At 66.6% G+C, this 26524-nt stretch carries 28 protein-coding genes and 2 pseudogenes; 16 read left to right on the top strand and 14 right to left on the bottom strand.

The window, feature by feature from the left end; genetic code table 11:
- Positions 1–320 precede the first annotated feature (320 nt).
- The 6 genes from yajC (at position 321) to ACP696_RS16540 (ending at position 5116) form a co-directional block, all read left to right on the top strand.
- On the top strand, positions 321–626 hold the full coding sequence (gene yajC, locus ACP696_RS16565; RefSeq protein WP_426013326.1) for a preprotein translocase subunit YajC: 306 nt from the start codon (positions 321–323) through the stop codon (positions 624–626).
- A gap of 73 nt (positions 627–699) precedes the next feature.
- On the top strand, positions 700–2301 hold the full coding sequence (secD, locus tag ACP696_RS16560) for a protein translocase subunit SecD (protein WP_426013324.1): 1602 nt from the start codon (positions 700–702) through the stop codon (positions 2299–2301).
- A 9-nt stretch (positions 2302–2310) separates the two neighbouring features.
- On the top strand, positions 2311–3261 hold the full coding sequence (gene secF, locus ACP696_RS16555) for a protein translocase subunit SecF (protein ID WP_426013323.1): 951 nt from the start codon (positions 2311–2313) through the stop codon (positions 3259–3261).
- 2 nt (positions 3262–3263) lie between these two features.
- Complete coding sequence (locus tag ACP696_RS16550; RefSeq protein ID WP_426013781.1) at positions 3264–3617, top strand: Mth938-like domain-containing protein; 354 nt, start codon at positions 3264–3266, stop codon at positions 3615–3617.
- A 72-nt stretch (positions 3618–3689) separates the two neighbouring features.
- A complete protein-coding gene (locus ACP696_RS16545; RefSeq protein WP_426044047.1) occupies positions 3690–4304 on the top strand; it encodes a urate hydroxylase PuuD in 615 nt (204 codons plus the stop codon).
- A gap of 83 nt (positions 4305–4387) precedes the next feature.
- Positions 4388–5116, top strand: coding sequence for a squalene/phytoene synthase family protein (locus ACP696_RS16540; protein ID WP_426013321.1), 729 nt, complete (start codon positions 4388–4390; stop codon positions 5114–5116).
- 117 nt (positions 5117–5233) lie between these two features.
- Here ACP696_RS16540 and ACP696_RS16535 read toward each other — a convergent pair whose 3' ends face one another.
- Positions 5234–7318 (bottom strand): prolyl oligopeptidase family serine peptidase, encoded by a 2085-nt coding sequence (locus ACP696_RS16535; RefSeq protein WP_426044046.1) that lies wholly within the window; start codon positions 7316–7318, stop codon positions 5234–5236.
- A 291-nt stretch (positions 7319–7609) separates the two neighbouring features.
- On the opposite strand from ACP696_RS16535, the gene lpxC reads away from it, so the two are divergent.
- The 3 genes from lpxC to recN all read left to right on the top strand — a co-directional run bounded on the left by lpxC (position 7610) and on the right by recN (position 11403).
- On the top strand, positions 7610–8506 hold the full coding sequence (gene lpxC, locus ACP696_RS16530) for a UDP-3-O-acyl-N-acetylglucosamine deacetylase (RefSeq protein ID WP_426044045.1): 897 nt from the start codon (positions 7610–7612) through the stop codon (positions 8504–8506).
- Positions 8507–8659: 153 nt separating this feature from the next.
- Positions 8660–9625, top strand: a complete 966-nt coding sequence (locus ACP696_RS16525; RefSeq protein WP_426044044.1) for an outer membrane protein assembly factor BamD — start codon at positions 8660–8662, stop codon at positions 9623–9625.
- An 83-nt stretch (positions 9626–9708) separates the two neighbouring features.
- Positions 9709–11403 carry a DNA repair protein RecN gene (gene recN, locus ACP696_RS16520; protein WP_426044043.1) on the top strand — a complete coding sequence of 565 codons (1695 nt, stop codon included), beginning with the start codon at positions 9709–9711 and terminating at the stop codon, positions 11401–11403.
- A 145-nt stretch (positions 11404–11548) separates the two neighbouring features.
- Here the strand turns inward: recN and ACP696_RS16515 are convergent, their stop codons facing one another.
- Genes ACP696_RS16515 through ACP696_RS16505 form a run of 3 tightly spaced genes read right to left on the bottom strand, consistent with a single transcriptional unit; the run spans position 11549 to position 12206 of the window.
- A complete protein-coding gene (locus tag ACP696_RS16515; protein ID WP_426013312.1) occupies positions 11549–11674 on the bottom strand; it encodes a hypothetical protein in 126 nt (41 codons plus the stop codon).
- A gap of 17 nt (positions 11675–11691) precedes the next feature.
- A complete protein-coding gene (locus tag ACP696_RS16510) occupies positions 11692–11982 on the bottom strand; it encodes an acyltransferase family protein (protein ID WP_426044042.1) in 291 nt (96 codons plus the stop codon).
- 41 nt (positions 11983–12023) lie between these two features.
- Positions 12024–12206, bottom strand: a complete 183-nt coding sequence (locus tag ACP696_RS16505) for a hypothetical protein (protein WP_426044041.1) — start codon at positions 12204–12206, stop codon at positions 12024–12026.
- 113 nt (positions 12207–12319) lie between these two features.
- Here ACP696_RS16505 and ligA point away from each other — a divergent pair, with 113 nt between their 5' ends.
- Both ligA and ACP696_RS16495 read left to right on the top strand, forming a co-directional pair.
- Positions 12320–14665 (top strand): NAD-dependent DNA ligase LigA, encoded by a 2346-nt coding sequence (ligA, locus tag ACP696_RS16500; RefSeq protein ID WP_426044040.1) that lies wholly within the window; start codon positions 12320–12322, stop codon positions 14663–14665.
- A gap of 86 nt (positions 14666–14751) precedes the next feature.
- A complete protein-coding gene (locus tag ACP696_RS16495; protein WP_426013305.1) occupies positions 14752–15168 on the top strand; it encodes a DUF2147 domain-containing protein in 417 nt (138 codons plus the stop codon).
- Between the two features lie 146 nt (positions 15169–15314).
- On the opposite strand, the gene ACP696_RS16490 is transcribed toward ACP696_RS16495, so the two are convergent.
- The 6 genes from ACP696_RS16490 to ACP696_RS16465 form a co-directional block, all read right to left on the bottom strand.
- Entirely contained in the window at positions 15315–17126 is a 1812-nt protein-coding gene (locus tag ACP696_RS16490) for a M24 family metallopeptidase (RefSeq protein WP_426013303.1), read from the bottom strand.
- Between the two features lie 45 nt (positions 17127–17171).
- A complete protein-coding gene (locus ACP696_RS16485; RefSeq protein ID WP_426013301.1) occupies positions 17172–17594 on the bottom strand; it encodes a hypothetical protein in 423 nt (140 codons plus the stop codon).
- Between the two features lie 67 nt (positions 17595–17661).
- Complete coding sequence (locus tag ACP696_RS16480) at positions 17662–18528, bottom strand: 50S ribosomal protein L11 methyltransferase (RefSeq protein WP_426013299.1); 867 nt, start codon at positions 18526–18528, stop codon at positions 17662–17664.
- 119 nt (positions 18529–18647) lie between these two features.
- Positions 18648–19217, bottom strand: coding sequence for an O-antigen ligase family protein (locus ACP696_RS16475; RefSeq protein WP_426013297.1), 570 nt, complete (start codon positions 19215–19217; stop codon positions 18648–18650).
- Entirely contained in the window at positions 19214–19384 is a 171-nt protein-coding gene (locus ACP696_RS16470; RefSeq protein WP_426013295.1) for a hypothetical protein, read from the bottom strand. Before ACP696_RS16470 ends, ACP696_RS16475 begins: the two co-directional genes overlap by 4 nt.
- 38 nt (positions 19385–19422) lie before the next feature.
- Positions 19423–19911, bottom strand: a complete 489-nt coding sequence (locus tag ACP696_RS16465) for a hypothetical protein (protein ID WP_426013294.1) — start codon at positions 19909–19911, stop codon at positions 19423–19425.
- Positions 19912–19997: 86 nt separating this feature from the next.
- Here ACP696_RS16465 and ACP696_RS16460 point away from each other — a divergent pair, with 86 nt between their 5' ends.
- Both ACP696_RS16460 and ACP696_RS16455 read left to right on the top strand, forming a co-directional pair.
- The gene (locus ACP696_RS16460) at positions 19998–20222 is read left to right on the top strand and encodes a hypothetical protein (RefSeq protein ID WP_426013292.1); all 225 of its coding nucleotides are present in this window, start codon (positions 19998–20000) and stop codon (positions 20220–20222) included.
- A 54-nt stretch (positions 20223–20276) separates the two neighbouring features.
- Entirely contained in the window at positions 20277–20576 is a 300-nt protein-coding gene (locus tag ACP696_RS16455; protein ID WP_426013290.1) for a low temperature requirement protein A, read from the top strand.
- Here the strand turns inward: ACP696_RS16455 and pip are convergent.
- On the bottom strand, positions 20573–21562 hold the full coding sequence (gene pip, locus ACP696_RS16450; RefSeq protein ID WP_426013288.1) for a prolyl aminopeptidase: 990 nt from the start codon (positions 21560–21562) through the stop codon (positions 20573–20575). The two genes, ACP696_RS16455 and pip, sit on opposite strands and share 4 nt — an antisense overlap.
- Positions 21563–21648: 86 nt before the next feature.
- Here pip and ACP696_RS16445 point away from each other — a divergent pair, with 86 nt between their 5' ends.
- Both ACP696_RS16445 and ACP696_RS16440 read left to right on the top strand, forming a co-directional pair.
- Positions 21649–22746: an HPP family protein gene (locus ACP696_RS16445; RefSeq protein ID WP_426013287.1), complete on the top strand. Its 1098-nt coding sequence runs from the start codon at positions 21649–21651 to the stop codon at positions 22744–22746.
- 37 nt (positions 22747–22783) lie between these two features.
- Positions 22784–23029 carry a low temperature requirement protein A gene (locus ACP696_RS16440; RefSeq protein ID WP_426013285.1) on the top strand — a complete coding sequence of 82 codons (246 nt, stop codon included), beginning with the start codon at positions 22784–22786 and terminating at the stop codon, positions 23027–23029.
- Between the two features lie 115 nt (positions 23030–23144).
- Here the strand turns inward: ACP696_RS16440 and ACP696_RS16435 are convergent, their stop codons facing one another.
- On the bottom strand, positions 23145–24128 hold the full coding sequence (locus tag ACP696_RS16435) for an alpha/beta fold hydrolase (RefSeq protein WP_426013283.1): 984 nt from the start codon (positions 24126–24128) through the stop codon (positions 23145–23147).
- 118 nt (positions 24129–24246) lie between these two features.
- Here ACP696_RS16435 and ACP696_RS16430 point away from each other — a divergent pair, with 118 nt between their 5' ends.
- Complete coding sequence (locus tag ACP696_RS16430) at positions 24247–25473, top strand: multidrug effflux MFS transporter (protein WP_426013281.1); 1227 nt, start codon at positions 24247–24249, stop codon at positions 25471–25473.
- Between the two features lie 9 nt (positions 25474–25482).
- Here ACP696_RS16430 and ACP696_RS16425 read toward each other — a convergent pair.
- Together ACP696_RS16425 and ACP696_RS16420 are read right to left on the bottom strand one after the other, a co-directional pair.
- Positions 25483–26237 (bottom strand): annotated as a pseudogene (locus tag ACP696_RS16425) (IS5 family transposase).
- Between the two features lie 197 nt (positions 26238–26434).
- Positions 26435–26524: pseudogene (locus ACP696_RS16420) on the bottom strand (IS5/IS1182 family transposase); the annotation flags it as partial.

Genomic DNA, 26524 nt, shown 5'->3' with positions numbered 1-26524 from the left:
TGCCCCCGCCCATGGTTATGGGGGGGGGCGGGTCCGATGGCGCCCTACCCCCCCGGGGCCCCAAACCGCCGGGGGGCGTCGACGCACGCCGGCATCGGTGCGGGCGGCGCCAGGCGCTCCAAAGCGTCGGCGATGCGGGCGAGAAGGGCTGTGGCGGCGTCATTCATGGCCTGCCTCCTAGACCCCCGAAGGCCCCTATAAAAGGGCCGTCGCCGAAACGTGAGCCGTCATTGCAAAAGAGGAGGTGAACGCATAGCTTCCGCCGACTTGGTCGACCCCCTATTTGAGCGGGACGCCAGCTAGACTTTCGTGGAGCCGATATGAACGACCCGAGCCAACTGATCCAAATGATTGGCATGCCCGTCATGCTGTTTGGGCTGTTCTACATCCTGATCCTCCGCCCGCAGCAGCAGCGCGCCAAGCAACACGCCGCCGCCATCGCCGCCGTGAAGCGTGGCGACAATGTCGTGCTGTCGAGCGGCATGCTGGGCAAGATCGTCCGGGTCGAGGACACCGAGGTCGGCGTCGAGATCGCGCAGGGCGTCACCGTCAAGGTCGTCAAGAGCATGATCACCGATATCCGCGCCAAGGGCGAGCCGGCCCCGGCCAACGACCCCAAGAGCTGATACCCCTCCGCGCTGAATACGGGGCGCCGCCCACCACGAGACGCCTTTGGGCGTCGTCTAGAGCCTGTAATCCATGCTGACCCTCTCCCGCTGGAAAGTCACCGCCGTCATCCTGTCGGTGATTTTCGGCATCGTCTTTTCCTTGCCCAACATGCTGCCGCAGAGGACGCTCGACGCGCTTCCGGGCTGGGTTCCGCATCAGAAGCTGAACCTCGGCCTCGACCTGCAGGGCGGGTCCTACCTGCTCTATGAGGTCGACACCGACGCTTTGCGCGCCGAACGCCTGACCAACATGGTCGAGGATGTGCGGACCGCCTTGCGCAACGAGCAGATCGCTTTCAGCGAGTTGGGCGAGTCGGGCGGGATCGTTCGAGTTCGCATCGCCGACCCGGCCAAGGCGGGCGAGGCCGTCAGCCTGCTGCGCAAGCATGTTGGCGGACCCCTCCAAGGCGCGATCGGCGGCCGCGACACGACGATCAGCGACAAGGGCGACGGGCGACTGGAGCTCAGCTTCGTGGCCGAGGCCGCCAGGGCCGACGCCGCCAAGGCGGTGGAGCAGTCGATCGAGACGATTCGTCGCCGGATCGACTCCCTGGGCACCAAGGAACCGACCATCACCCGCCAGGGGACGGATCGGATCTCGATCCAGGCGGCGGGCGAAAGCGACCCTGATCGTCTGCGGGCGGTGATCGGTCAGACGGCCAAGCTGACCTTCCAGATGGTGGACGACTCGGTGACGCCGGAGGAGATCGCCTCGGGCCGCGTTCCGCCGGGCGTGGTGGTCCTGCCAGGCGCCGAGCCAGGCATGCCGCCGTTGGCCCTGGCCAAGCGGGCCCTGGTGACGGGCGAGGACCTTGTCGACGCCAGCCAGCAATTCGACGGTCAGAGCGGCGAGGCCGTGGTCGCCTTCCGCTTCGGCGGTCCGGGCGCCCGGAAGTTTGGCGACGCCACGGCGCGCAACATCGGTAAGCGCTTCGCCATCGTGCTGGACAACAAGTATATCTCGGCGCCGACCATCCAGAGCGCCATCACCGGCGGATCGGGCCAGATCACCGGCAGCTTCACGGCGGAAAGCGCCAATAACCTGGCTCTGCTGCTGCGGTCCGGCGCCCTGCCGGCCAAGCTGAACCTTGAGGAACAGCGCACCGTGGGGGCCGAGCTTGGCGCCGACGCCGTCCGGGCCGGCGCCATCTCGCTGGCCGTCGGCGCGGCGGCGATGTTCGTGTTCATCATTCTGGCCTACGGACTGTTCGGGGTGTTCGCCGCCATCGCCCTGGTGGTCAACGTTCTGCTGATCATCGGCATCATGTCAATGACCCAGGCCACCCTGACCTTCCCCGGCATCGCCGGCCTGATCCTGACCCTGGCCGTCGCGGTCGACGCCAACGTGCTGATCTATGAGCGGATGCGCGACGAGGCGGCGGCGGGACGATCTCCCATGTCGGCGGCCGACACCGGATTCCGCCGGGCCATGGTCTCGATCATGGACGCCAACATCACCAGCCTGATCTCGGCCGGGATCATGTTCGGCTTCGGGTCCGGGCCCATCAAGGGCTTTGCCTGGACGCTGTCGATCGGCGTGTTCACCTCGGTGTTCACCGCCATCATCATTACTCAAGTGCTCATCGGTTGGTGGTTCAAGGTCACCAAGCCGAAGAAGCTGCCGATCGCGTAGGTCCACATCATGGCTTGGCCCCTCATCCGTCTGATTCCCCGCCAGACCCACTTCCGGTTCGTGAAGTGGGCTCCGGTCGCTGCGGCGATCTCCCTCCTGCTGATCGCCGGTTCCGGCGTGTCGTTCTTCACCCAGGGCCTGAACCTGGGCATCGACTTCAAGGGCGGCGTCGCCATGGAAGCGCGCATGCCCACGCCCATCTCGGGCGACGCACTGCGCAAGGTCGCCCGGGCGACCGGCGCGCACGACGTGCAGGTCCAGGACAACTTCGGCTCGCCCAACGCGGCGATGATTCGCTTCCTGCCCACCGAGGGCGGCAACGCCATGGCCGAGGCTAGCCGGGTCCAGAAGGCGATCATCGCGAAGTTTCCGGGCATGACCATGCCCGCCCCCAGCGTCATCGGCGCCAAGGTCTCGGGCGAGCTGCTTTTGGGTGGCTTCAAGGCCTTGGGCATCGCCCTGTTGCTGATGCTCGGCTACATCTGGTTCCGCTTCCAGCTGCAGTTCGGCCTTGGGGCCGTGGTCGCCGTGTTCCACGACATCCTTCTGACCCTGGGCCTGCTGTCGGTGCTCCAGATAGAGTTCTCGATGACCTCGATCGCCGCCCTGCTGACGGTCATCGGCTATTCCATGAACGAGAAGGTCATTACCTTCGACCGGCTCAAGGAAAACCTGCGCAAGTACAAGACCACGCCGTTGCGCGACATCATCGACCTGTCGGAGAACGAACGTCTGTCGCGGACGATCATCACCGGCTCCACGGCGCTTCTTGCGCTGGGCGGCACGATGGTGTTCGGCGGCCCGGTGCTGTTCCCCCTGGTCTTCACCATGACCTTCGGCATCATTATCGGCACCTATTCGTCGGTCTATATCGCCCTGCCGCTGATCCTGGTCTGGGGCGTGAAGCGCGGCGACGAGGAAGCCACGCCGATCAAGCTCGGCGCCGGCACGCGTCCCTGATGTTGCGGCAGCCGCCATCGGTCGACGCCTGGGGCGGCGGCGGCTTCCGCGTCTCCGGCGATTGGCGTCCAGGCTCGTTGCTGATCATCGACGATCAGCCCAAGCCCTGGATCGCCACCAGCCTGGCGGCCTTGACGCCCGACGACTTCGCCGAGGTGTTCGCGGCGGGCGGGGCGGTCGAGTTCGTGCTGCTGGGCTGCGGGCTGGTCAACGCCTTGCCGCCGCGCTCGGTGCGCGACGCCTTGAAGGCTGCAGGCCTGGGTCTGGAATTCATGAGCACCGAGGGCGCGGCCCGCACCTACAACGTCCTGGCCAGCGAAGGTCGTCGGCTGGCGGCGGCGCTGATCGCGGTCTAGGCGGCGCCTATTGCCGACACGGCGAACAGGCCTATACCTGAGGTTCAGGGCTGGAACTTCAGGGGGCTGAAAATGGCCGGACTTCTTTCGAACTTTCGCAACACCATCATCCTCAGCGTCATCCTCGCGCTGGTCATGGCGTTTGGCTTTGGGCACAGCCCGCACGGCTTCGACGACGCCTATTTCAGCGCTGTCTTCCGGGTGATGCACGTGTTCTTCGGCATCCTGTGGATCGGGCTGCTCTACTATTTCAACTTCGTGCAGATCCGCGTGATGCCGCAGATCCCGGCCGAGCTGAAACCGGCAATCAGCAAGTATATCGCGCCCGAGGCGCTGTTCTGGTTCCGCTGGGCCGCCCTGGCCACCTGGGTGATGGGCGTGATCCTGGCCTATAGCCGCGGCTATCTAGGCGAGGCCGCGACGCTGGGCCTTTGGGGCGGCTATACGCCGGGCTCGGACATGGGCTTCGTCTTCATCGGCGTGGGCATGTGGCTAGCGACGATCATGTTCCTCAACGTCTGGGGCGTGATCTGGCCCAACCAGAAGCGCGCCCTGGGCATTGTCGTGGTCGATGACGCCGCCAAGGCCAAGGCCGCCAGGATGGCCATGCTGTTCTCGCGAATCAACACCCTGCTCAGCATCCCGATGCTGGTCTGCATGACCATGTACCAGACGCTGTTCGGCTGATCGGTTCGCCGCATCGCTTGGAGAGGGCCCGCCAGATCGGCGGGCCTTTTGCTTTTGGGCAATGCGGCGCATAAGCCGCGCCCATGACGATTTCCGAAACCGGTCCCGACACCGATCTCGACAATTTGGTGCGCCGCGTCGATCCCGACCGCTGGCTGGCCAGCCGATTCGTCGCGGACTCGAAGGCCCGCGCCGACGTTGTGGCGCTGTACGCCTTCAATTACGAACTCGCCCGTGTCGCCGGCGGGGTCACCAACGCCTTAATGGGCGAGATTCGGCTGACCTGGTGGCGCGAGGCCATGGACGAGGTCGCAGCCGGCCAGGCCCCTCGCAAACATCCCACGGTCGAAGCCGTGGTCGCTGCTGGCTATCCGTTGACGGCCCTGGCGGAGATGGCGCAAGCCCGGTTGACCGATCTGGACGCCGCGCCCTTCGAGGACGAGGGCCAAACCCTGGCCTATGTGGACGCCACGGCCGGCGCGGTCATGATGCTCAGCGCCTGGCGGCTGGATCCCAAGAGCGACCTTCACGCGGTCAAGAGCGCGGCCCGGGCCTACGGCTTGGCGGGGCTATGGCGGCTGAAGCAGGTGGGCGCTGGCAGACTGCCTTCGGACTGGACCCAGTCCGAGGTCCGCGGCCGGATCGCCGAAGCGCTGGCCAAGGCGCGCGGCGAGTTGAGGGCCCTGCCAGTGGCGGCGTTCCCGGCCGCCGCGCTGGCCGCGCTGGCGCAGGCCCAGACCGGCGGCCGGACGTTGGGCGTCCTGGAAACCCAGGCCCGTCTCACCTGGGCGGTGGCGACGGGCCGGGTCTGATCGCGGGCGCGGGCTAGAGCATTTCCCGACCTGACTGCGTCAGGCCGTGAGCTCTAATCTTTTGTTTTGACGCATTTTTCTTCACGCGAACCGGAACCACTTCGCTCGAAAAATGCTCTAGCGCGTCGTCTTGGTCCATTTGTCCAACCACTGCAGGACCTCGGCGTGCCATTGCACCGAGTTCTGGGCTTTCAGCACCCAGTGGTTTTCGTTGGGGAAGTAGAGCAGCTTGCTCGGAACGCCCTTGCGCTGCAGGGCGGTGAACGTCCCGATGCCTTCTTCCAAGGGCACGCGGAAGTCTTGGCCGCCCTGGACCACCATCGTGGGGACGCTCCATTGATCGACATGGTCGGCGGGATTGAACTTCGAATAGGTGGTGTTGGCCGCATAGGGCGGGCCGCCGTTTTCCCACTCGCTGAACCACAACTCCTCGGTCGAATAACCCATGAAGCGGCTGTCGAAGATGCCGTCGTGATTGACCAGGCATTTCCACGGCTCTTTCCACTGGCTCGCGATCCAGTTGACCATGAAGCCGCCGTACGAGCCGCCCAGGGCGCAGGCGCGGTCCTTGTCGAGAAAGCTGTACTTGCCGGTGGCGAAGGCCCAGCCCTTCTGAAGGTCCTCCAGCGGCCGGTCGCCCCAATGCTGGCTGATGGCGTCGGTGAAGGCCTGGCCGTAGCCGGTCGAGCCGTGGAAATCGATCATCACGACGGCGTAGCCGGCCCCGGCATAGGTCTGGGCGTTCCAGCGATAGTGGAAGAGGTTGCCGAAGCTGCCCTGCGGCCCGCCGTGGATCAGGAAGGCGACGGGGTATGTCTTGGCCGGATCGAAATTGGCCGGCTTGACGACGTAGCCGTGCACGGTCTCGCCGTTCCAGCCGGGGAAGCTGAACTGCTCGGTCTCGCCCATGGCCACGCCGGCCAGGGCCTCGGCGTTGTTGTTGGTCAGCTTGATCGGCGCCTCGCCCTTCTTGGTGGTCGAGATCGCGTAGAGCTGGGCTGGACCCTTCAGATCGTCCTGGGCGTAAACCAGCGTGCCGCCACCAAGGCCGAAGGCGCTGACATGGCCCTCGCCGGTCAGGGCCATGACCCTGCCGGACTTCACGTCGACGGCGAACAGCTTGGTCTGACCCACGTCCTCGGCGGTCGTGTAGATCGTTTTGCCGTCCGCGCTCCAGGCGATCGACTGTGCCGAGCGATCCCAGGTCGGGCTCATCTCGCGAACCTTGTCCCCTTCACGAACCATGATCGCCATGCGATCGGCCTCGAACCCTGGACGCTTCATGGCCAGCCAAGCCGTCGTCTTGCCGTCCGGTGAGGCGGTGGGCTGGGAATCCATCGCCTCATTGGCTTCGGTTTCATTGATCGGAGCCGAGGCGCCAGTCAGCGGCGCCCGCCACAGGTCATAATTGGTGCTCCACGCCTCCTCGCGATCGGCGAGCTTAGCCGAGAACACCACCGACTTGCCGTCGGGCATGATGTTGAAGTCCTCGTCGCCGCCGAACGGCTTGGTGGGCGTATCGCCGTTGAAGCCGTTCATCAGGGCGACGGGCGCGCCGCTCACTAGGCCCTGGTCGTCGAGCTTCAGGGCATAGAGATGGTTTTGAAGACCGTCCGCCCAGGTGTCCCAGTGACGGATGAACAGCTTGTCGTAGACCACGCCGGTGGTCTTGGCCGCGCCCTTGGCCGCAAGCTTGTCCTTGGTGCAGTCCAATGTGTCGCACTCGGGGAACACGGCCTGCGAAATGACCAAGCTCTTGCCGTCGGGCGCGATCTTGAACACGCCAACGTCGAACGGGGCCTTGGTCACCTGGGTCGCGGCTTCGGCCGCCAGATCGGTGCGATAAACTTGGTCGAGGCCGCCTGTCCGTCCCGAGACGAAATAGATCGCCTTGCCGTCCGGCGACCAACGCCCGCTGGAGACGCCGCCGTCGGAGATAGCCAGCCGACGCGGGGCCATGCGCGCCTTCAGGTCGACGATCCACAGCGACACCGACGCCTTGTTGGCCGCGTAGTCCATCGTCCGCACGCTGTAGAGGACATAGTGGCCGTCCGGCGACACCCGCGGGTCGCTGATCCGTTCAAGGTTGACCATGTCCTTGGCGGTAAAGCCCCGGGCCTGGGCCAAGGCGGCCGGCGCGACCGCGAAGGCCGCGAGCGAAAGGGCGAGGGCCGAGGCGGCTGTACGCAAGGTCTTTGTCATCGAAGCAGTATCCACGAGGCTATGGCGCCGGAAGGTCGCGGAAGCCTAGCGAGAGCGTGCTCCCTAGGCCACACCTAACGCAGAACTTTACCGGGCCCCGCGCCAAGCGTTGCAATGCGGCGCGAAAGTGGCGGTGAAATGGCCAGAAAAGCCATGAAAAACAACTCGGTAAACAGGTAACAAACCGAAACAGGACTTGCTTTGCCGCGACGCAGCATTGTCCCTAAATGGTACGCGGGGCGAGAGGTGGTCGAAGAGCTACTCCGTCGGTCAAGTTTTAAGGGTCTCGTTTTGTCGGCTTCGGCATATTTTCAGCATACGGTCGCTGGACCGGTGATCTTCGCGGGGGTGGGCCTGCATACGGGGTCGCATGTCCGCGTCGCCGTGCGCCCCGCGCCGGTCGATGCCGGGATCGTCTTCGTCCGCACCGATGTGCAGGACCGCGATAACCGCGTGCCGGTTAAGCCTGAAGCCGTTTGCCAGACTCAACTGGGCACTGTCATCAACAACGCCGCCGACGTGCGCGTCTCCACCATCGAGCACCTGATGGCCGCCTTGGCCGCCCTAGCCATCGACAACTGCGTCGTCGAGTTGGATGGTCCGGAAGTGCCGATCATGGACGGGTCGTCCGAGCCCTTCATGCGGATCCTTGATCGCGCCGGTCGTCGCAAGCAGGAAGCCGCGCGTCGCTACATCGAGATCCTCCACGCCGTGGTGGTTCAGGACGGCGAAAAGCAGGCCAGCCTCTCGCCGTCTGATCGTTTCGAGGTCGCCTTCGAGATCGCCTTCGCCAGCAAGGCCATCGGCCGCCAGCGCGTCGACCTGACCATCGACGAGGAGTCGTTCCGCGCCGAGCTGTCCGACTGCCGCACCTTTGGCTTTGTCCGCGATGTTGAAGCGCTGCGCGCCATCGGCCTGGCCCGAGGCGGCTCGATGGAAAACGCCGTGGTCATCGACGGCGACCGGGTGCTCAATCCGGAAGGTCTGCGTCGTCCCGACGAGTTCGTGCGCCACAAGGCGCTGGACGCGGTGGGTGACCTCTATGTCCTGGGCGCGCCGATAATCGGCCGGTTCGAGGGCGTTCTCGCCGGTCACGGCTTGAACAACGCGGTCGTTCGCGCCCTGATGGCCAATCCGCGCGCCTGGCGTCTGCGAACCCATTCGGTGGAATTGGCAGAAGCCGTCTGACATTCCGTGCGCGGTCATCGCGCTTCGACCTGATTTGGTCAAAAAGTCGATGTCATTAAGGTTTGGGCGGATTCCTCGGGGGATGCGTCTTGGGGCGTATCCTTCTCACGGCTCGGCTTCCATTTGCGCCCGCATCGGGGTGGTGTAGAAGCCTTGCACGGCGCAGGAGCGCACGTTTGCTTCGAGGGTGAAAAGTCCGTGCTTCGTAATTTCTCGGGACGCCAGGCCGCTACCGTCGCGACCGCCCTACTGGTCGCCCTGTCGGTCACCGCCTGCGCCGGCAAACACAAGAAGCCGACCCTGGCCTATGAAGAGCGCCCGGTGGAGCTGCTCTATTCGACGGGCGCCAATCGCCTGGACCGCGGTGCCTGGAACGAGGCCGTCGACTATTTCCGCGAGGTCGAGCGCCAGCACCCCTATTCGGAATGGTCGCGCCGCTCGATCCTGATGACCGGCTACGCCCACTACCAGGGCAACCAGTACAACGAAGCGATCTCGGACGCCGATCGCTTCATCGGCCTTTATCCGGGCAACCCGTCCGCCTCCTACGCCTATTATCTGAAGTCGATCTGCTATTTCGAGCAGGTCGTCGACGTCAATCGCGACCAAGCCGCCACAGAACAGGCCCTGGCCGCCCTGCGCGACGTGGTTCAGCGCTATCCCAACTCGGAATACGCCCAAGACGCCCGCCTGAAGATCGACATGGTCAACGACCAGTTGGCCGGTAAGGAAATGACCATCGGTCGCTACTACCTGCGCAACGGGCAGACCCTGGCCGCGATCGGGCGGTTCCGCACCGTCATCGATCGCCACCAGACCACCTCTCACACGCCCGAGGCCCTGTACCGGCTGGTCGAAAGCTACATGACCCTGGGCCTGCTGGACGAAGCCAAGCGCAATGGGGCGGTGCTGGGCTACAACTTCCCGGGCGATCCCTGGTACGCCGACGCCTACAAGCTGCTGAACAACGCTGGCCTCAAGCCCGCCGTCGAGCCGCTGAAGGCCGGTAACAAGAAGAACATGCTGGACCGCCTGACCCAGGACAAGGACGCTACCCTGGCCCCGCCCGGTGAGACCAGGTCCAAGAGGAGCGGCATCAAGGGCGTTCTCGGAATGTGATTTCAAGGGGCCGGTCCAGAGGATCGGCCCTTGTTTTCGAAACGTTCTTTCAAAAACCTTGATTCCCGGCGATCCTGCGCGACATGCTGATTGGCCTTTCCATCCGCGACGTCGTGCTCATCGAGAGCCTGGACCTGGCCATCGGGCCGGGCCTGACCGCCCTGACCGGTGAAACCGGCGCGGGCAAGTCGATTATTCTCGACGCCCTGGGCCTGGCGACCGGCGCCCGGGCCGACGCCGGGCTGGTGCGGCGCGGGGCCACGGGCCATGCCAGCGCCACCGCCATTTTCGCCCTGCCGGCCGACCACGCCGCTTTCGCCTATCTCGACGACAAGGGCCTGGACTATGCCCGCGACGAGGACTTGGTCCTGCGCCGCCAGCTATCGCCCGATGGTCGCAGTCGCGCCTTCGTCAACGATCAGGCCACCAGCGTTGGTGTGCTCAAGGACCTCGGCGCGCTGTTGCTCGAGGTTCATGGCCAGCACGAGACCGTCGGCCTGCTCGACCAGCGCACCCACCGAACCCTGCTCGACGCCTATGGCGTCGTGAGCCTCGGGACCGTCGCTGGAGCGTGGAGCGCCTGGCGGGCCGCTCGAGAGAAAGCCGCCGCCCTGCGCGACCTCGCCAACCGCGCCACGGTCGAGACCGAGGAACTGACCCTTCGCCTGTCGGAACTGGACCGTCTGGATCCGCGCGAAGGCGAGGAAGCTCAGTTGGCCGAGGAGCGGGCCCTGCTGGGCTCCGCCGAAAAGGCCCTGGCCGATATCGATGCGGCTCGCGACGCCCTGGGCGGCGACGCCCTGTCGGGCAGGCTGGCCGGCGCCTATCGTGCGTTGGAAAGGGCGCGTGAACGCGCGGTCCAGGCCGGCGCGCCCGCCGATGGTCCAGCCATGCTCCGGCTCACCGCCGCCTGCGAGGCGGTGGACCGCGCCTTGGTCGAGGCCCAGGAAGCCACCGCCACCATCGACGCGGCCGCCGACAGCTTCGAGTTCCAGCCCGACCAGTTAGACAAGACCGAGGAGCGCCTGTTCGCCCTGCGCGGCATGGCCCGCAAGCTGAACCTGGCCGTTGAGCTGCTGCCCGCAGCCCGCGCCGACTTCGCCGCCCGCCTGCAAGCTATCGAGACCTCAAGCGAAGCGCTGAAGGCGGCCGAGGAAGAGGCCGCTGGCGCCCGCGACGCCTATCTGTATGCCGCCGAAGCGCTGTCGGCCGAGCGCCGCGCCGCCGGTGATCGCCTGGCCGCGTCTGTCGAGTCCGAGCTGGCGCCGCTTAAGTTGGAAAAGGCTCGGTTTCGGGTCGCGATCGAGACCCTAGACGAGGACCGCGCCGGTCCCGCCGGCATGGACCGCATCGCCTTCGAGATCTCCACCAATCCCGGCGCGCCGTTCGGACCGATGGAGGCCATCGCCTCCGGCGGCGAACTGGCGCGCTTCGCCCTAGCCCTGAAGGCCGCCCTCGCGGGTCGCGAGGGCTCTCAGCCGCTGATGATCTTCGACGAGGTCGATCAGGGCGTTGGCGGGGCTGTGGCCGACGCGGTGGGCCTGCGGCTCAAGCGCCTGGCGACCAACGCCCAGGTGCTGGTCGTCACCCATTCGGCCCAGGTCGCGGCCCGCGCCGACGCCCACTGGCGGATCGCCAAGTCGGGTGACGACATTGCGATCCGCACGCGGGTCGAACCGCTGTCGCCCGTCCAGCGTCAGGAAGAGATCGCCCGGATGCTGTCGGGCGCCGAGGTCACCGAGGCGGCGCGGGCGGCGGCGCGGGCGTTGATCGGCTAGTCAGGCCGGAGCGGTCTTTGCCTTTGGCGCGAGATCCTTGCGCGACCCGCCCTTGATCCACACCTGCAGCGGCGCGTCGACATAGAGCATTTTTCGAGCGACGTGGTTCCGGTTCGCGTGAAGAAAAATGCGTCAAAACAGAAGATTAGCGCTCGAACAGCCACGCGGCGGCGATGCAGGCGGGCAGGGCCATCGCCCAGACGAGCCAGAGCATCGCATCGTCCAGGTCGAGTTTCGCGGCCACTGCGCGGGCGGCGCCGAACCAGATCACGGCGGCCAGCTGATTGGTCAGGAACGCCAGGCGGCCGGGAAGCCCGCATAGCAGACGATCAGGGCGGACAGCGTCCAGGTCGGCATGTTCCAACCCGACGCTGCTGGCACGAACCAGGCCTGGACCAGGAAGATCTGCGCCGGCAGCTGGCTCCATTGGAACCACTGCGGGTTCTGAGGCGCCAGGCCGATGGCCCCCGTTCCAAACACGAAGCCGGCGAGCAGGGCCAGCATGATCAGGTGCGCCGGCCAGATACGCAGGATGCGGCGCTCGAGAAACTCGCCGGTTCCCAGCCCATGGTCCAGCACAAGCTGACCGTAGGTCTTGGCCAGAACCTAGCCCGAAAGCATCAGAAAGAAGTCCGTCGCGAGATAGCCGCGTCCAAGGGCCGGATCGCAAACAGCGAAACCGGGGCTCGCTTGGCCACGTGATAGAGCACGATGAACAGCGCCGCGACGAACCGCAGGACGTCAAAGGCGCCGCCACGAGACAAGCCCGCGTCGTTCTGGGACATCGTTGCGGGCTGGGTCATGCGGCGAGCTTCTGAGCGTCAGCGGCTAGGCAAGGCCGTCGGGTTAAAGCTCCTCCCCCACAGGGGGAGGAGCGGCTAGTCTGCCGCCGTCTCAGCTTCCGCCGGATTCGCCCGTGTCCCAGATCGCCGTTGCCGACCTCACCGAAGCCCAGGCCGCCCTTGAGCTGGAGCGCCTGGCCGACGACCTGACCGGTCACGACCTGCGTTATCACCAGCAAGACGCCCCGACGATCACCGACGGAGAGTACGACGCCCTCAAACGCCGCAACCTCGACATCGAGGAACGCTTCCCGCATCTGGTGCGCGACAATTCCCCGTCTCTCCGGGTCGGGGCGGCGCGGGCCGAGCAGTTTTCGCCGGTCGAGCACGGCGTGCCGATGCTCAGCCTCGACAACGCCTTCTCCAACGACGAGGCGGCGGAGTTCGACGCTCGCGTCCGGCGGTTCCTGCGGCTGACGAACGAGCCGGTGTTCTACACGGCCGAGCCGAAGATCGACGGACTGTCGGCCTCGCTGCGCTATGAAAAGGGCTTGCTGGTCCAAGGCGCGACGCGAGGCGACGGCCGGGTCGGCGAGGATGTCACGGCCAATCTGCGCACCATCGGCGACATCCCCCACAGGCTGAAGGGCGCCGGCTGGCCCGACATCATCGAGATCCGCGGTGAGGTCTATGTCGAGCTAGAGGCCTTCGCCGCCTTCAACGCCGCCGCGCTTGAGGCCGGCCAGCGCACCTACGCCAACCCCCGCAACTTCGCCGCCGGCTCGCTGCGCCAGATCGACCCGAAGATCAGCGCCCAGCGGCCGCTGCGGTTCTTCGCCTACGCCTGCGGTCTGGTCAGCGGCCCCTTCGCGGCCGGCCAGTGGGAGGCGCTGGGGACGCTGGAAGCCTGGGGATTCGTCACCACGGCCCCGCCGGCCAAGAAGGTCCAGGACGCCCAGGGGCTGCTCGACGCCTATGCCGCGTTCGAAGTGCTGCGCCCCAAGCTCGATTTCGATATCGACGGGGTGGTCTACAAGGTCGACGACCTGGAGCAGCAGCGGCGCCTGGGTTTTGTGTCACGCTCGCCCCGCTGGGCCGTCGCCCGCAAGTTTCCGGCCCAGCAGGCTCGCACGATCCTCGAGGCCATCGACCTGCAGGTCGGCCGCACCGGCGCGATCACGCCGGTGGCGCGGCTCAAGCCCGTGACCGTCGGCGGGGTCTCGGTCACTAACGCCACCCTGCATAACGCCGACGAGATCGCCCGCAAGGACGTGCGGATCGGCGACACGGTGATCCTGCAGCGGGCCGGCGACGTGATCCCGCAAATCGTCGGGCCGGTGCTGGAGGAACGTCCGGAGGGCGCCACGCCGTTCGAATTTCCGAGCCATTGCCCCTGTCCGCTGAGGACAGCGCTGGTCAAGGAGACCACCGCCTCGGGCGCCGAATCCGTGGTGCGCCGTTGCAGCGGTGAGTTCGCCTGCCCGTTCCAGCGCATCGAGCACCTGCGCCACTTCGTGTCTCGCCGAGCCTTCGACATCGAGGGCCTGGGCGAGAAGCAGCTGGCCGCCTTCTTCGAGGACGGCTGGATCAAGGAGCCGGCCGACATCTTCCGGCTGGCCAAGGACGAGGAAAAGCTGGCCGTGCTGCGCGAGCGCGACGGCTATGGCGAAACCTCGGTCGCCAACCTGGTCAAGGGAATCGAGGCGCGACGCACCATTGGCCTCGATCGGGTCATCTACGGCCTGGGCATGCGCGACATCGGCGAGACCACCTCGACCGTGTTGGCCCGCAACTTCGACCGGTTCGAGGAGCTGCAAGCCGCAGCCGAGCGGGCAGCCGGGCAACTGCCGGGCGCGGTCTATCTGGAACTGGCCGGCGCGGCGGGGGTCGGTCCAAAGGCCCGCGACGAGCTGGTCGAGGCGGGCCGGGGCGGGCTGAAGGCCGATCCCTGGCCGGAGGCCGACAGTTTGGAGGTCAAGATCGGCCATGCCGTGCCAAAGCTCTCCAAGCCCGCCAAGGTCGCCCTGGCCGAGCGCTTTGGCGACTGGGAGGCCTTCGCCCAGGCCCTGGTCGAGGCCGCCGACGGCGCGCCGGGCGACGACTATCTCCAACTGGCGGCGATCGACGGGATCGGCCCGGTTGCGGCCCAGTCGATGGCCCGGTTCTTCGCCGAGGATCACAATCGCGAGAAGGTGGCCAATCTAATCGCCCAGCTCGACATCCAGGCCGTGGCCAAGCCGAAAACCGATACCGCCGTGGCCGGCAAGACGATCGTCTTCACCGGCGCCCTGGAGAAGATGACCCGCGACGAGGCCAAGGCCCAGGCCGAGGCGCTGGGCGCCAAGGTGGCCTCGTCGGTGTCGAAGAAGACCGACCTCGTGGTGGCCGGGCCAGGTGCGGGGTCGAAGCTGAAGACCGCCGGCGAATTGGGAGTTCAGGTGATGACCGAGGACGAGTGGCTGGCAATGGTGGCGGGGTAGGCGTCGCGCCTTCGCTTTTCAATTCATGGCCGGTTCAGGCGAACGCGCGTTAGAACAGGCTAACAATACTTAGGAGAGACGATCCTATGAAACTGCCCATCCTCGCCGCGGCCTTCGCCGTGGCCATCGCCGCCCCGGCTTTCGCGCAGGACGCCATCGGCCTGTGGCAAACCGAAACCAATGGCGGCCAGGTCGAGATCAGCCGCTGCGGCAACAGCCTGTGCGGCAAGCTGGTGACGTCAAACCACATCAAGGCCGATCCGACGATCAAGGACGTCAAGAACAAGGACGCCAGCCTGAAAGCCCGTCCGTTGAAGAATATGCAGATGCTGTACGACTTCACCGGCGGCCCGACCAGGTGGACCGGCGGCAAGGTCTACAACGCCGACGACGGCGGCACCTATTCGGGCACCATCACCCTGACCTCGCCCAATTCGCTGAAGCTGAAGGGCTGCATCGTGGCCCCGCTGTGCAAGACGCAGAAGTGGACGCGGATTAAGTAGTCAGCGGCTCGCTTATTCCTGCCCTTGTGGCAGAGGTGTCGGCGCAGCCGACGGAGGGCGAGTGTCGGTGAGGTGGGTCTGCTCCCCCCACCGGCGCCTTCGCGCCGCCGCCCCCACAGTGCCCCACAGGGGGAGGACCTAAGCGCCTAAAGCGGCGCGCAGACCTCTTCCAGCCAGGCCCCGACCTCCGGCTCCACCAGCGGCCCGATCTCCCGAACCACCCGCGCGTGATAGGCGTCGAACTGGGCGATCTCCTCGGGGCTCAACAGGCTCCTGTCCACCAGCCGCCGGTCGATGGGGGCCAGGGTCAGAGCCTGGAAGCGGTGCATCGGGCGGTCGCCGTCGCCGACGGCTTCGGCGGGCATCACAACCTCTAGGTTCTCGATGCGGATGCCGTACTCACCGTCTTTGTAGTAGCCCGGCTCGTTGGAGACGATCATCCCGGGCTGCAACGCGATGGTGTTGGGAGCTTTGGAAATCCGGTGCGGACCTTCGTGGACGCCCAGATAGACCCCGACGCCGTGGCCAGTGCCGTGGTCGTAATCCAGGCCATGGCTCCAGAGGGCGGCGCGAGCGAAGGCGTCGATGGCCGAGCCAGTGGTGCCTGCCGGAAAGCGCAGGCGGGCTATGGCCAGGTGGCCTTTCAAAACGAGGGTGTTTCGGGTGACCATCTCGGCGGTCGGCTCGCCGATCGCCACGGTGCGGGTGACGTCGGTGGTGCCGTCCAGATACTGACCGCCGCTATCGACCAGGAGCAGTGACCCCAAGGCGGCGCGCTCGTTTGAGCGCTCAGTCGGACGATAGTGCGGCAGGGCGCCATGGCCGTTGGCCGCGCCGATGGTGTCGAAGCTGAGGTCCTTCAGCAGACCAGTCGCCTCGCGGAAAGCTTCCAGCTTGGCGACGGCTTCCTTCTCGTCCGGCGGGTTGATCTGCCCTTCGGTGGCCAGCCAGTGCAGGAAGCGCGTCAACGCCGCGCCGTCGCGGCGGTGGGCCTTCTGCGTGCCGGCGATCTCGACGGCGTTCTTGCAGGCGCGGGGCAGGGTGCAGGGATCCATGGCGCGGACGACCGAGGCGCCGGCGGCGGCCAGGGTGTCGAAATACCAGGCCGAGGACTGGGCCGGGTCGACGACCACGGCCTTGCTGGACAGGTCGGCCAGGGCCCCGTCCAGGGCCTCGGATGGTTCTAGCCACACCTGGTTGCCCAGCCACGCCGACAGGCCTTCGGCGACCTTGGCCGGGTCTAGGAACAACCGCGCCGTGCCGTCGGCGCGGACCACCGCCTGGGCCAGGGGCAGGGGCGAGCGGATCACATCTCCGCCGCGAATGTTGAACAGCCAGGCGATCGAGGCCGGAGCGGTGATCACTGCGGCGTCGGCGCCCAAGGCGGCGATGGCCCCGCCGATCCGGGCGCGCTTTGAGGCCGACTCCTCGCCGGCATAGTACACGGGCTGGGGGACGACGGGCGCGGCGGGTTGGGCCGGACGCTCAGCGCCCCAGGCCTGGTCGATGGGGTTGACCGACACGGGCTTGAGCGCCGCGCCGGCCTTGCTGGCGGCGGCCTTCAGCGCGTCGAGCGCCTGAGGGCTGTGCAGGCGGGCGTCGTATCCAATCACCGCGCCCTTGTGGACAGTTTCGAGATAGGCCGGGACGCCGCCCTCGACGAGGTCGCGAATCTCGAACACACCCTGGTCAACCTGGTCACGGACCTGAAGGGTGTAGCGTCCATCGACAAAGACGGCGGCGCGGTCGGCCATGATGACGCCAGCCCCAGCCGAACCGGTGAAACCGCTGGCCCAGGCCAAGCGGTCATTGGCGGTGGGCAGATATTCGTTCTGGTGCTCGTCCTCGTGGGGCACGAGGAAGCCGTCCAGGCCTTGCAGCGCCATGGCGGCGCGGATCAGTGGGACATGGCGGGGGCCGAAGCCCGGCTCGGTGGATTCATCGAAGGTCTGGCGCATGCCTTCGATTTAGTCCGACCCGGCCGGGCAGGGAAGAGCCAGCCGCTACTGGGCCGGTTGCGGGGCGGGCTGCTCGGCCATGGGGGCGACTGTCTCGTCGCGCGAAGCCGCAGCGCGGGCGGCGGCGTCCTGAGCCACCCGTGCGGCGTTGGCCGCCGTCACCTCGGTCGAGCGACGGGCGCTGTCGGCGGCGGCCGCGGCGTCGCGGGCCGCCTGTTGGGCGACCATCGTCGATTGGGCGGCGCCCACCTGGGCGCCTTCGATCTGGCCGACTGCGCGGCCCTGATCCTGAGCCTGGGCGATCTGGTCCTGGCTGGGGGTGCGCGCTCCGATCGTCAACATGAAGGCCACAGCGATCACCGCCACGACGGCCACCACGCCGGCCACGAACCAGCCGGTCGCGCCACCCTCCCGGCGCACCACGACTTCGCGCGGCGGTAGCGGGGCGTTGGGGTCGATGTAGGTCATGAGGTTGCTCCTGGAACGTACGAGTGCCGCAGGAGAAACGTCAGGACCGTGAAGGACGTTCCGCGCTCTACGGCCGTTGCAGAACCAGCGCCGCCCAAGCGTCGCGATGGATGCGGCTCACCACCTTGAAGCCGCGCGAGACGTAGGCGGCCTTCACCATCCGCTCCTGGGTGCGCAGCAAGCCCGACAGGATCACCGTGCCGCCGGGGACCAGGGCGGTCTTGATGTCCTGGGCCAGGCTGATCAGCGGGCGGGCCAGGATGTTGGCGAACACCAGGTCATAGGGGGCGTTGTCGGACACCAAGCGGTTGGACAGGCCCGCGGCGTGGACGAACCTGGCGTTGGCGCGATTTACCTTGGCGTTCTCCTTGGAGATCCGCACGCTGGGCCTGTCGATGTCAGTGCCCACGGCGATTTTCGAGCCCGTGCGTGCGGCCGCAATGGCCAGCAGGCCCGTACCGGCCCCGACGTCGAGCACCTTGTTGAACTTGCGAGCCTTGATCAGGCGGTCATAGGCCTGCAGGCAGCCGACCGTGGTGCCGTGGTGGCCGGTGCCGAAGGCCGCGCCGGCCTCGATGCGGAGGTTGACCGTGCTGGCCGGCAAGCGGCCGCGATCATGCATGCCGTAGACGAAAAACCGACCCGCCCGCACGGGCGGCAGGCCCGACAGCGCCATGGCCAGCCAGTCGGCGTCGGCCAACTGCTCCCGGATCACCTTCAGCTTGTAGCCGGCCAGGACTTCGAGCAGGCCGGCGTCTTCCTCGTCATTGGTCGGGAAGGCGTCGATGCGCCAGAGACCCTTGTCCTCGTCCTCTTCCAGGATCGAGTAGGTCGCGCCTTCGAGGTCGGGATGGTTGTCGATGGCGTCTGCGGCGGCTTCGGCGACGGCGCGCGCGCCGCGGGCGACGATCTGCTGGGGCGTGTAGTCGGTCATGGCGCTTCCGTAGCGGTCCAGAGCAAGCCGCGCGATACAGAAATCGCACGGCTTGCTCTAGATTTTTGTTTTCGCACCGTTTTCGCGGAAAACTGGGTCCCACTTTTCCACACGGTGCTTCACGCGCCGAAAGGCGAGACCGGGCGCTTGCCAAATGTCGAGGCGCGGCCCTCGTCGGTCGCCCAGATCTCGACCGTCGGCTCGCCCGACGCCAGAGACCAGGCCAGCGGTGGCGGCTGGAGAGCGATCGAGGGCAGGGCCCATCTGGCGGCGCCGAGATCGGCGAGCACCGGTCCGAGCAGGCGGGTCACCGCCGCGCAGGCCAGAGCCCAGGCGATGCCGTTACGCTCCAGGATGAAGCTCTCGGAGAGGGTGGTCGTCAGGAAGATCACCAAGAAGAGCGGTGTCCAGTAGCCGTCGCGCAGGCGCTGGAAGCGGAACAGGCCGACCAGCAGGGCGCTGCCCAGCACCAGGGCGCAGAGGCCCACGCCGATCCAACCCAGCTGCGCCAGGATATCGAGCCAGCCGTTGTGGGCGGTGGACACCAGCCAACCGGTCTCCTTGCGGATCCAGTTCGCGGGCGCGGATTCCAGGGTCCAGAGGACCGCACAGCCATAACCGGTCAGCGGTTGCTTGGCCGACTGGCGCAGCACCGCAGCCCAGATGTCGGTGCGGCCGGTCAGGGTCATGTGGTTGGACCCGGCGCCTTGAAGATCAGCGCCGGGTCCAACCACATGACCATCACGCCCAAACCAATGACGGTGACGCCCAGCCACAGCACGATAATCGCCGTGGCCGGCCCACGCCGGGTGATGGCCAGCATCGCCGAGCCCCCCAGGCCCAGCATCAGCGCCAAGAGCGAGGTCTTGGACTTGGTCGCCGGCAGGAGCGGGCTTAGGAGCTTGACGCCGCCATCGCGACCGGGGCGGGGGTCGCCACCGGCGGTTCGGGCGCTTGCGACGCCTCAGGCGCGGGCGGCGCATCCTCTGGCAGGCGCGTGTTCAATATATCGCCGCCGGTCGACGCCCAGCTGCGTTCCGCGGGCTCGGCCATGCGCGCCGGCTGAACATGTGGCTCGGGTTCGCGCCAAGCCGGCGCGGTATATTCCGGGACCTCGTACGAGGCCACCAGCACCGGCGGCGGATCCATGCGCTGGGCGTCCAGGAAGTCGGTGCCGATCACGTAGTCGGGGACCTTGCCGCTGGGCCAGGCGATAGGCTCGGCCTCGGCATATTGGCTGTCGTAGGTGGGGACGGATTCAATAAACGGTTCATCCTGCGGGCCAGTCTTCAGCGCGATACCGCCGGTCAGGCCGGTGGCCAACGCGACGACGGCGCCGATCATTGGGGTGCGGTGCTGGAGGAGGAAATCTTGCGCGTCCATATCCATGAAGCGCACTAAGCCACAATTCGTTCGATCCCACAGTGACGATTGCTAGGCTGCCACTCGTCCAGACGGGAAATGCCACCATGCAACGCCGCCACATGCTTCGCCAACGCGCTTCTGGAGGTCACGCGCGCCTCGGGGATCGCCATGGCCAGCAGCATCCCCGCCGCCACGCCGCCTTCCTCGCCGCCTTCGCGGGGAGGAAGGCCATGTGGTGGATATATTTCTCGTTCACCGCCCAGGCCGCCAGCGAGGCGATCAGCCACGCCAAGGACCCCGGCGCGGTGGCGCGCGCCGCCTATACCTAAAGCCACCTGCTGCCGATCGCCGGCATCATCGTCACGGCTGTGGCGGAGGAGCGGGTGCTACACCACCTGCTGGGCCATGCTGACCTGAAGACCGCCGCCGCCCTGACCGGCGGGCCGTTCCTGTTCATGCTGGGCGGGCTACTGTTCAAGAAGGCGGTGTTCCGCCTGTGGTCGCCGTCGCGCGGGGCGAGGTTGGTGGGGTTGGCGGCGCTGGCTCCGCTGAGTCTGTCCATGAGCCCGCTGGTGCTGTCGGTCGCGACGACAGCCGTGCTCGCGGGCGTCGCGGCGTTCGAAAGCCTGGCGATGCGCCGGCGCGAAAGTCTCTCCCATGGGAAGAGGGTCTCAGACCCTTAGACCCTCAGCGCTGCGTCCGTCGCGCGCACCAGCCCGTCGATGATCCCCGGCTCGGTGGACGCATGGCCGGCGTCCCAGACGATCTCGAAATGGGCTTCCGGCCAAGCGCGGTGAAGCGACCAGGCGCTGTCGAGCGGGGTGACGACGTCAAAGCGGCCCTGGATGATCCACGCCGGGATGTGACGGATTTTGTCGATGTTCTTCAGGATCCAACCGTCGTGCTCGAAGAAGCCCTCATTGGAGAAAAAGTGGTTTTCGATCCGCGCGAACGCGATGGCGAAGTCTTCTTCATTGAACTTGGGCGGTCGCGCCTCGGGGCCTCGCAGCGAGATGGTGTCGCCCTCCCACTGGCTCCAGGCGTTGGCGACCTGCGCCTGCACCCGGCGGTCGGGATGGGTGAGGCGCTTGTGATAGGCCCCCATCAGGTCGCCGCGCTCCTCGATCGGGATGGGAGCCAGGAACCGTTCCCAGGCGTCGGGAAACAGCATCGAGGCGCCTTCCTGATAGAACCAGCGCAGCTCCTTCTGGGTCAGCAGAAAGATGCCGCGCAGCACCAGGCCTTCGACCCGGTCCGGATGGACCAGGGCGTAGGCCAGGGCCAGGGTCGAGCCCCAAGAGCCGCCAAACACCGTCCACTTCTCGACGCCCAGGTGCTCGCGCAGGCGCTCGATATCGGCGATCAGGCTCCAGGTGGTGTTATCCTCCAGGCTGGCGTTCGGACGCGAGCGGCCGCAGCCGCGTTGATCGAACAACGCCATGCGCCATTTAGCCGGATCGAAGAACCGCCGCATGGTCGGATTGACCGCCCCGCCAGGGCCGCCATGCAGGATCACCGCCGGCTTGCCGCGCGGCGCGCCGCATTCCTCGTAATAGATTTCGTGTGGGCCATCGGTGGTCAGCCACCCGAACGAAAAGGGCTCGATGTCGCGAAACAGGCTGCGGCGGCCGGCGGAGGACATCACGGAGGCGGAGGCGTTACGATCCATGCCCGCGATCCTAGCCCGGTTTCGGGGGCGGTGGGAACGGCAGGAATGGGGTTCATTTCCCGCTGCCGGTCGCGTATCCGGGTTCCATGATCGATCGACTCCCTTGGGCTCCGCGTCTGCGAACCGCCTCTGGCTGGCTGGAGATCGGTCGCGGCGGGCTCGGCGCGTTGCTGGGCTTAGCGGTGACGGGCGTACTGGCGCGGGCGATGATTGGGGGCGGACCCCTGACCTCGCCGCTGCTGGTCGCGCCGATCGGGGCTTCGGCCGTGCTGGTCTTCGCCGTGCCCGCCAGTCCCCTGGCTCAGCCACGTTCGGTGATCTGCGGCAACGTGCTGTCGGCGGTGGTCGGGATCGCCTGCGCGCAATTGTTCCCGGACCCGATGATCGCCGCGCCGCTGGCGGTGAGCCTGGCGATCATGGCGATGGCCTTGACCGGTTGCCTCCACCCGCCAGGCGGCGCCGTGGCGCTGATCTGTGGCCTGGGCGGGTCCGAGGTGACGCGCCTCGGTTACCACTTCGCTCTCAGCCCGGTGGGCCTCGACAGCCTGTTGTTGGTCGGGGCGGGCGTGGTCTTCCACCGCGTCACCAGGCGATCATATCCGCACCGTGCGCCGGTCCTGGCCGCCAGCCCGCATGGGACAGCCGATGCGCCACCGTCCACGCGGGCCGGCTTTACCAGTGGTGACCTGGATGCCGCTCTGGCGCGCTATGGCGAGCTGCTCGACGTCAGCCGCGATGACCTCGACGCCCTGTTCCGCCAGGTCGAGCTGCAGGCCCATCAGCGCTTGCACGCACAAATCCTCTGCGGCGACATCATGTCGGCCGACGTCATCACGGTCGATCCGCAGCAGAGCTGCGACAGCGCCTTACGCTATATGCGCGACCACGACCTGCGCACCGCCCCCGTGATCGACGGCGATCGCAAGGTGCTGGGCCTGGTGCGCCGCGCCGAACTCCAGGCCAATCGCGATCACAAGGTCGAGGCGGTGATTGACCCCTTCGTGCACCGCGTGCGCGAGAGCACGCCGATCCAGGCCCTGCTGCCCCTGCTGTCCAGCGGCCAGGTGCACGAGGCGGTGGTCGTCGACGCCGACCGGGTGCTGAAGGGCATCGTCACCCAGACCGACCTGCTGGCCGTGCTCTATCGCGCCCACGTTGTCGAGGCGATGGCGGCCAACAGATGATCGCAACCCGCGCCGACTTTCCGTATTCTCCCGAGTCATGAACAACCCCGAAGACCTCAGCGACGACGAGCTACTGGCGATGCTGACCCCGCGTCAGCTGGCCGAGCTGGACCGCGCCATCGCCGAGATGATGGGCCCCGAGGGGCTGGACAAGGTGATCTCGCTGCAGGTGATGGCGCAGGTGTACAGCGTGCGGGCCACCGAGCGAGACGAGGTCTCCGCCTTGGCCATGCTGCAGATGGCGGCCGCCATGCGGCGGCGGGCGGTGATTCTGGCGGGCTAATAAGGGCGCCGCGCATCCTTTGAGGCCCGCTGCGCGAGCGCCTTGGGAAGGAGCTTTGCAGAATTCCTCATCCTGAGGTGCACCCGCTGGCGAAGCCTCGCAGGATGCAAAGCGCTTAGTTTGGAAACCGCCGCCCGAGCCAGTCGATCAGGATTTCGTTCACCCGCTCGGGTTTTTCCTGTTGCGTCCAGTGACCGCTGCCCTCGACCAGCACCTTTTCCAGGTCCGAAATCTGGTCACCCATCCGGTCGGCCATCGCGGGCGGCAGCACCACATCGTGCTCGGCCATGATCATCAGGCAGGGTACGCCATCGATGCGGGTGGGCAGGCGCTCGGCCATCTCCCAGTTGCGGGTGAAGTTGCGATACCAGTTGATGCCGCCGGTGAAGCCGGTCCGCTGGAAAGTCTCGACGAACACCGCCAACTCCTCGGGCGCCAGAAGCTGGTTCGAGTCCCCGCTTGGATCGTAGTGGGCCAAGCCGTCCAGCAGGGCCAGCGACCGCTTCTCCGCTGGCCGCGCCGCGAAGTCGCCTTGTGTGCCGTTTGGCTTGCGCATGAAATAGCGCATGGTCTTTTCCACATCGGCGATCAGTTGAGCGTCGGCGACGGCGGGTGTCTGGAACTGGACGATATACATGTCCTCGCCGAAGGCGTGGCGGAACATGGCAATGGGATCCATCGGGAGGCGGGGGGTGAACGGCGTGTTAAGCCCGATCACCCCGGCGGTGCGGGCGGGATGCATCAGTGGCATCTGCCAGACGATGATGCCGCCCCAGTCATGGCCGCAAAATATCGCCTCCTTGACGCCTAGGTGATCGAGCAGGCCAACCAGGTCGCCAGTCAGGTGCTCCATGTCATAGGCCTCGACCGCCTCGGGACCTTGCGTCAGGCCATAGCCGCGCTGGTCGGGGACAATCACCCAGCGACCCGCCGCCGCCAGGGCCGCAATCTGCCAGCGCCAGGAATAGGAAAATTCCGGAAAGCCATGACACAGCACGATCGGGACGCCCTGGCGCGGCCCGGCCTCGTAATAGGCCATGCGGACGCCGTTGACCTGCGCATACGACGGGGCGGGCAGGGCCGGAGCAAGGTGAGACATGGCATTTCCTGCTTTTGTTATTGTTGATCACCTTGCCGGTGCTGGACCGACGCGGCAAGCGGCCGATTCGTACGGTCAAGGCCTTACCCTTATGGAAAGCAGGCGTAAAAGCGCTGCCATGACCGATCCTGCCGCGCCGCTTCCCGCCGTTACCCCCTGGCGGCTCGTCCTGATGCTGGGGGCGCTGACCGCCTTCGCGCCGATGTCGATCGACATGTACCTGTCGAGCATGCCCGATATCGCGCGGACCCTGCACGCCGGGGCCGACGACACTCAAGCGACCTTGGCGGCCTTCTTCGCCGGCATGGCGATCGGCCAGTTCCTGTACGGCCCGGCGTCGGACCGGTTCGGCCGCCGACCGCCGTTGTTGCTGGGCATCGGCATCTATGTGGTGGCCTCGGTGGTCTGCGCCATGGCGCCGTCGATCCAGGCGCTGATCGGCGCTCGCTTTGTTCAGGCCCTGGGCGGGTGCGCGGGGGCGGTGATCGCGCGCGCGGTGGTGCGCGATCGCTTTAACCACTCCGACACGGCCCGGGTGCTGTCGCTGATGACCCTGATCATGGGGCTGGCGCCGGTGCTGGCCCCGCAGTTCGGCGGGGTGGTGCAGGTCTTCGCCGGCTGGCGCGGGGTGTTCTGGACCCTGACGGTGTTCGGCCTGCTGATCGGCCTGTGGATCGCGCTGAGCCTGACGGAATCGCGTTCCGAGGCCACCGCCGTCCAAGCCCGTTCGGAGAACCCGTTCCGGGCCTACGGCGCGTTATTGAGCCAGAAGCGGCTGGTCGGTTACGGCGTCGCCGGGGCCCTGAACGGCGCGACCCTGTTCACCTACATCTCAAGCGCGCCAGACCTGATCATGGGGACCTACGGCCACCGGCCGCTGACCTTCAACATCATCTTCGCCTTCAACGCGGTGGGCATCATCGGGGCCAGTCAGGTCAACCGGCTGCTGCTGCGCCGCGCGACGCCGGACCGGGTGCTGGTGCGGGCCAGCATCGCCTCGATCGTCGCCGCCTTTCTGCTGGCGGCGGCGGCGTGGAGCGGGGTCGGCGGCCAGTTCACTGTGCTGCCGCTGCTGTTCGCCGCCTTGTCGACCTATGGTCTGATGGCCGGCAACACCATGGCCGGGGCGTTGAGCGTCGATCCGATCCGGGCGGGCTCGACCTCGGCCCTGATGGGCGGGGCGTCTTTCGCGGCCGGAGCCCTTGCCTCCTGGATCGGCGGCCTGCTGCATGACGGCACCGCTCGGCCCGTGGCGGCGGTAATGTTCGCCTGCCTGATAGGCTCCAGTCTGGCGATCTTCCTTTTGGCGGTTCCGAAGGACCAGCGGACCAAGGTCCCGGCCTAGGGTCCAGACTCATTGAGCCCACCAGATGATGATTGCGGCGATGAAGACGGCGCTGGCGAAGATGGAGGCGAGTTTGTCGTAGCGGGTTGCGACGCGCCGCCAGTCTTTGAGCCTGCAGAACATCCGCTCGACGAGATTGCGCTGCTTGTAGGCCTCTGGATCGAAGGGCTGGAGGTTCTTGCGGGTAGGATTGTTGGGGATGACGGGCGTGGTGCCGCGTTCGATGAGGAAGCGCCGCAACTTGTCGGCGTCGTAAGCGGTGTCGGCCAGACAGAGGCGCGCCCTGGGAAGGGACTCCAGCAATGGCCTAGCGAAGGGGGCGTCGCCGCGCTGTCCGGCGGTTATTTCGAAGGCGATGAGGTGTCCCTTGCCATCGACGACGGCGTGGATCTTGGTCGTGCGGCCGCCGCGCGAACGGCCGATCGCCTGGATTTCGGCCCCCCTTTTCCCCCGCCCGCCGAGCGGTGGGCCTTGGCGCTGGTGGAGTCGATCATGTGGACATCGTCGGGACTGAGCGCGACCAAGGCCGTAAACAGCCGCCGCCACACGCCCTTGATCGTCCAGCGGCGGAAGCGATTATAGATGGTCGTCGGCGGGCCGTAGACCGCCGGGCAGTCCTGCCAGCGGCAACCCACTTTCAGCACATGGATGATCCCGCTAATCACCCGCCGGTCGTCCACCCGACGGGCGCCAGACTGGTTCTTCGGCAAAAGCGGATCGATTGCCGCCCACTGCCGATCCGATAACCAGAACTCTCCAGCCATGATCCACCTCCGTTCCAAAGAGTGAATCACAGCAAGAATGCTTCAATCAATACCTTGATTGGGTTTTGACCCTAGAGCACTTCCCGACCTGACTGCGTCAGGCCGTGAGCTCTGATCTTTTGTTTTGACACATTTTTCTTCACGCCAACCGGAACCACTTCGCTCGAAAAATGCTCTAGGCCGTAGTGACGATTTAGCTATTTGAGCCATAGCATGATGGCGGCGAGGGTTACGAAGCCCATGAAGGTGGTTGCAAGCTTGTCGTACCGGGTTGCGATGCGGCGGAA

Source organism: Caulobacter sp. DWR3-1-2 (assembly GCF_049896225.1).
In the GTDB taxonomy this organism is placed as follows: Bacteria; Pseudomonadota; Alphaproteobacteria; order Caulobacterales; family Caulobacteraceae; genus Caulobacter.
This window is presented reverse-complemented; position numbering and strand designations above follow the sequence as displayed.

Excerpts from the sequence above, each read along its gene's own strand:
- yajC (WP_426013326.1), top strand. The coding sequence starts at position 321 with ATGAACGACCCGAGCCAACTGATCCAAATGATTGGCATGCCCGTCATG.
- ACP696_RS16460 (WP_426013292.1), top strand. The coding sequence starts at position 19,998 with ATGCAACGCCGCCACATGCTTCGCCAACGCGCTTCTGGAGGTCACGCG.
- ACP696_RS16480 (WP_426013299.1), bottom strand. The coding sequence starts at position 18,528 with ATGACCGACTACACGCCCCAGCAGATCGTCGCCCGCGGCGCGCGCGCC.
- ACP696_RS16545 (WP_426044047.1), top strand. The coding sequence starts at position 3,690 with ATGGCCGGACTTCTTTCGAACTTTCGCAACACCATCATCCTCAGCGTC.
- ACP696_RS16430 (WP_426013281.1), top strand. The coding sequence starts at position 24,247 with ATGACCGATCCTGCCGCGCCGCTTCCCGCCGTTACCCCCTGGCGGCTC.
- ACP696_RS16540 (WP_426013321.1), top strand. The coding sequence starts at position 4,388 with ATGACGATTTCCGAAACCGGTCCCGACACCGATCTCGACAATTTGGTG.
- secF (WP_426013323.1), top strand. The coding sequence starts at position 2,311 with ATGGCTTGGCCCCTCATCCGTCTGATTCCCCGCCAGACCCACTTCCGG.
- ACP696_RS16490 (WP_426013303.1), bottom strand. The coding sequence starts at position 17,126 with ATGCGCCAGACCTTCGATGAATCCACCGAGCCGGGCTTCGGCCCCCGC.
- ACP696_RS16535 (WP_426044046.1), bottom strand. The coding sequence starts at position 7,318 with ATGACAAAGACCTTGCGTACAGCCGCCTCGGCCCTCGCCCTTTCGCTC.
- ACP696_RS16435 (WP_426013283.1), bottom strand. The coding sequence starts at position 24,128 with ATGTCTCACCTTGCTCCGGCCCTGCCCGCCCCGTCGTATGCGCAGGTC.
- recN (WP_426044043.1), top strand. The coding sequence starts at position 9,709 with ATGCTGATTGGCCTTTCCATCCGCGACGTCGTGCTCATCGAGAGCCTG.
- ACP696_RS16495 (WP_426013305.1), top strand. The coding sequence starts at position 14,752 with ATGAAACTGCCCATCCTCGCCGCGGCCTTCGCCGTGGCCATCGCCGCC.
- pip (WP_426013288.1), bottom strand. The coding sequence starts at position 21,562 with ATGGATCGTAACGCCTCCGCCTCCGTGATGTCCTCCGCCGGCCGCCGC.
- secD (WP_426013324.1), top strand. The coding sequence starts at position 700 with ATGCTGACCCTCTCCCGCTGGAAAGTCACCGCCGTCATCCTGTCGGTG.
- ACP696_RS16465 (WP_426013294.1), bottom strand. The coding sequence starts at position 19,911 with ATGGACGCGCAAGATTTCCTCCTCCAGCACCGCACCCCAATGATCGGC.
- ACP696_RS16485 (WP_426013301.1), bottom strand. The coding sequence starts at position 17,594 with ATGACCTACATCGACCCCAACGCCCCGCTACCGCCGCGCGAAGTCGTG.
- ACP696_RS16505 (WP_426044041.1), bottom strand. The coding sequence starts at position 12,206 with ATGACCCAGCCCGCAACGATGTCCCAGAACGACGCGGGCTTGTCTCGT.
- ACP696_RS16445 (WP_426013287.1), top strand. The coding sequence starts at position 21,649 with ATGATCGATCGACTCCCTTGGGCTCCGCGTCTGCGAACCGCCTCTGGC.
- ACP696_RS16440 (WP_426013285.1), top strand. The coding sequence starts at position 22,784 with ATGAACAACCCCGAAGACCTCAGCGACGACGAGCTACTGGCGATGCTG.
- ACP696_RS16475 (WP_426013297.1), bottom strand. The coding sequence starts at position 19,217 with ATGACCCTGACCGGCCGCACCGACATCTGGGCTGCGGTGCTGCGCCAG.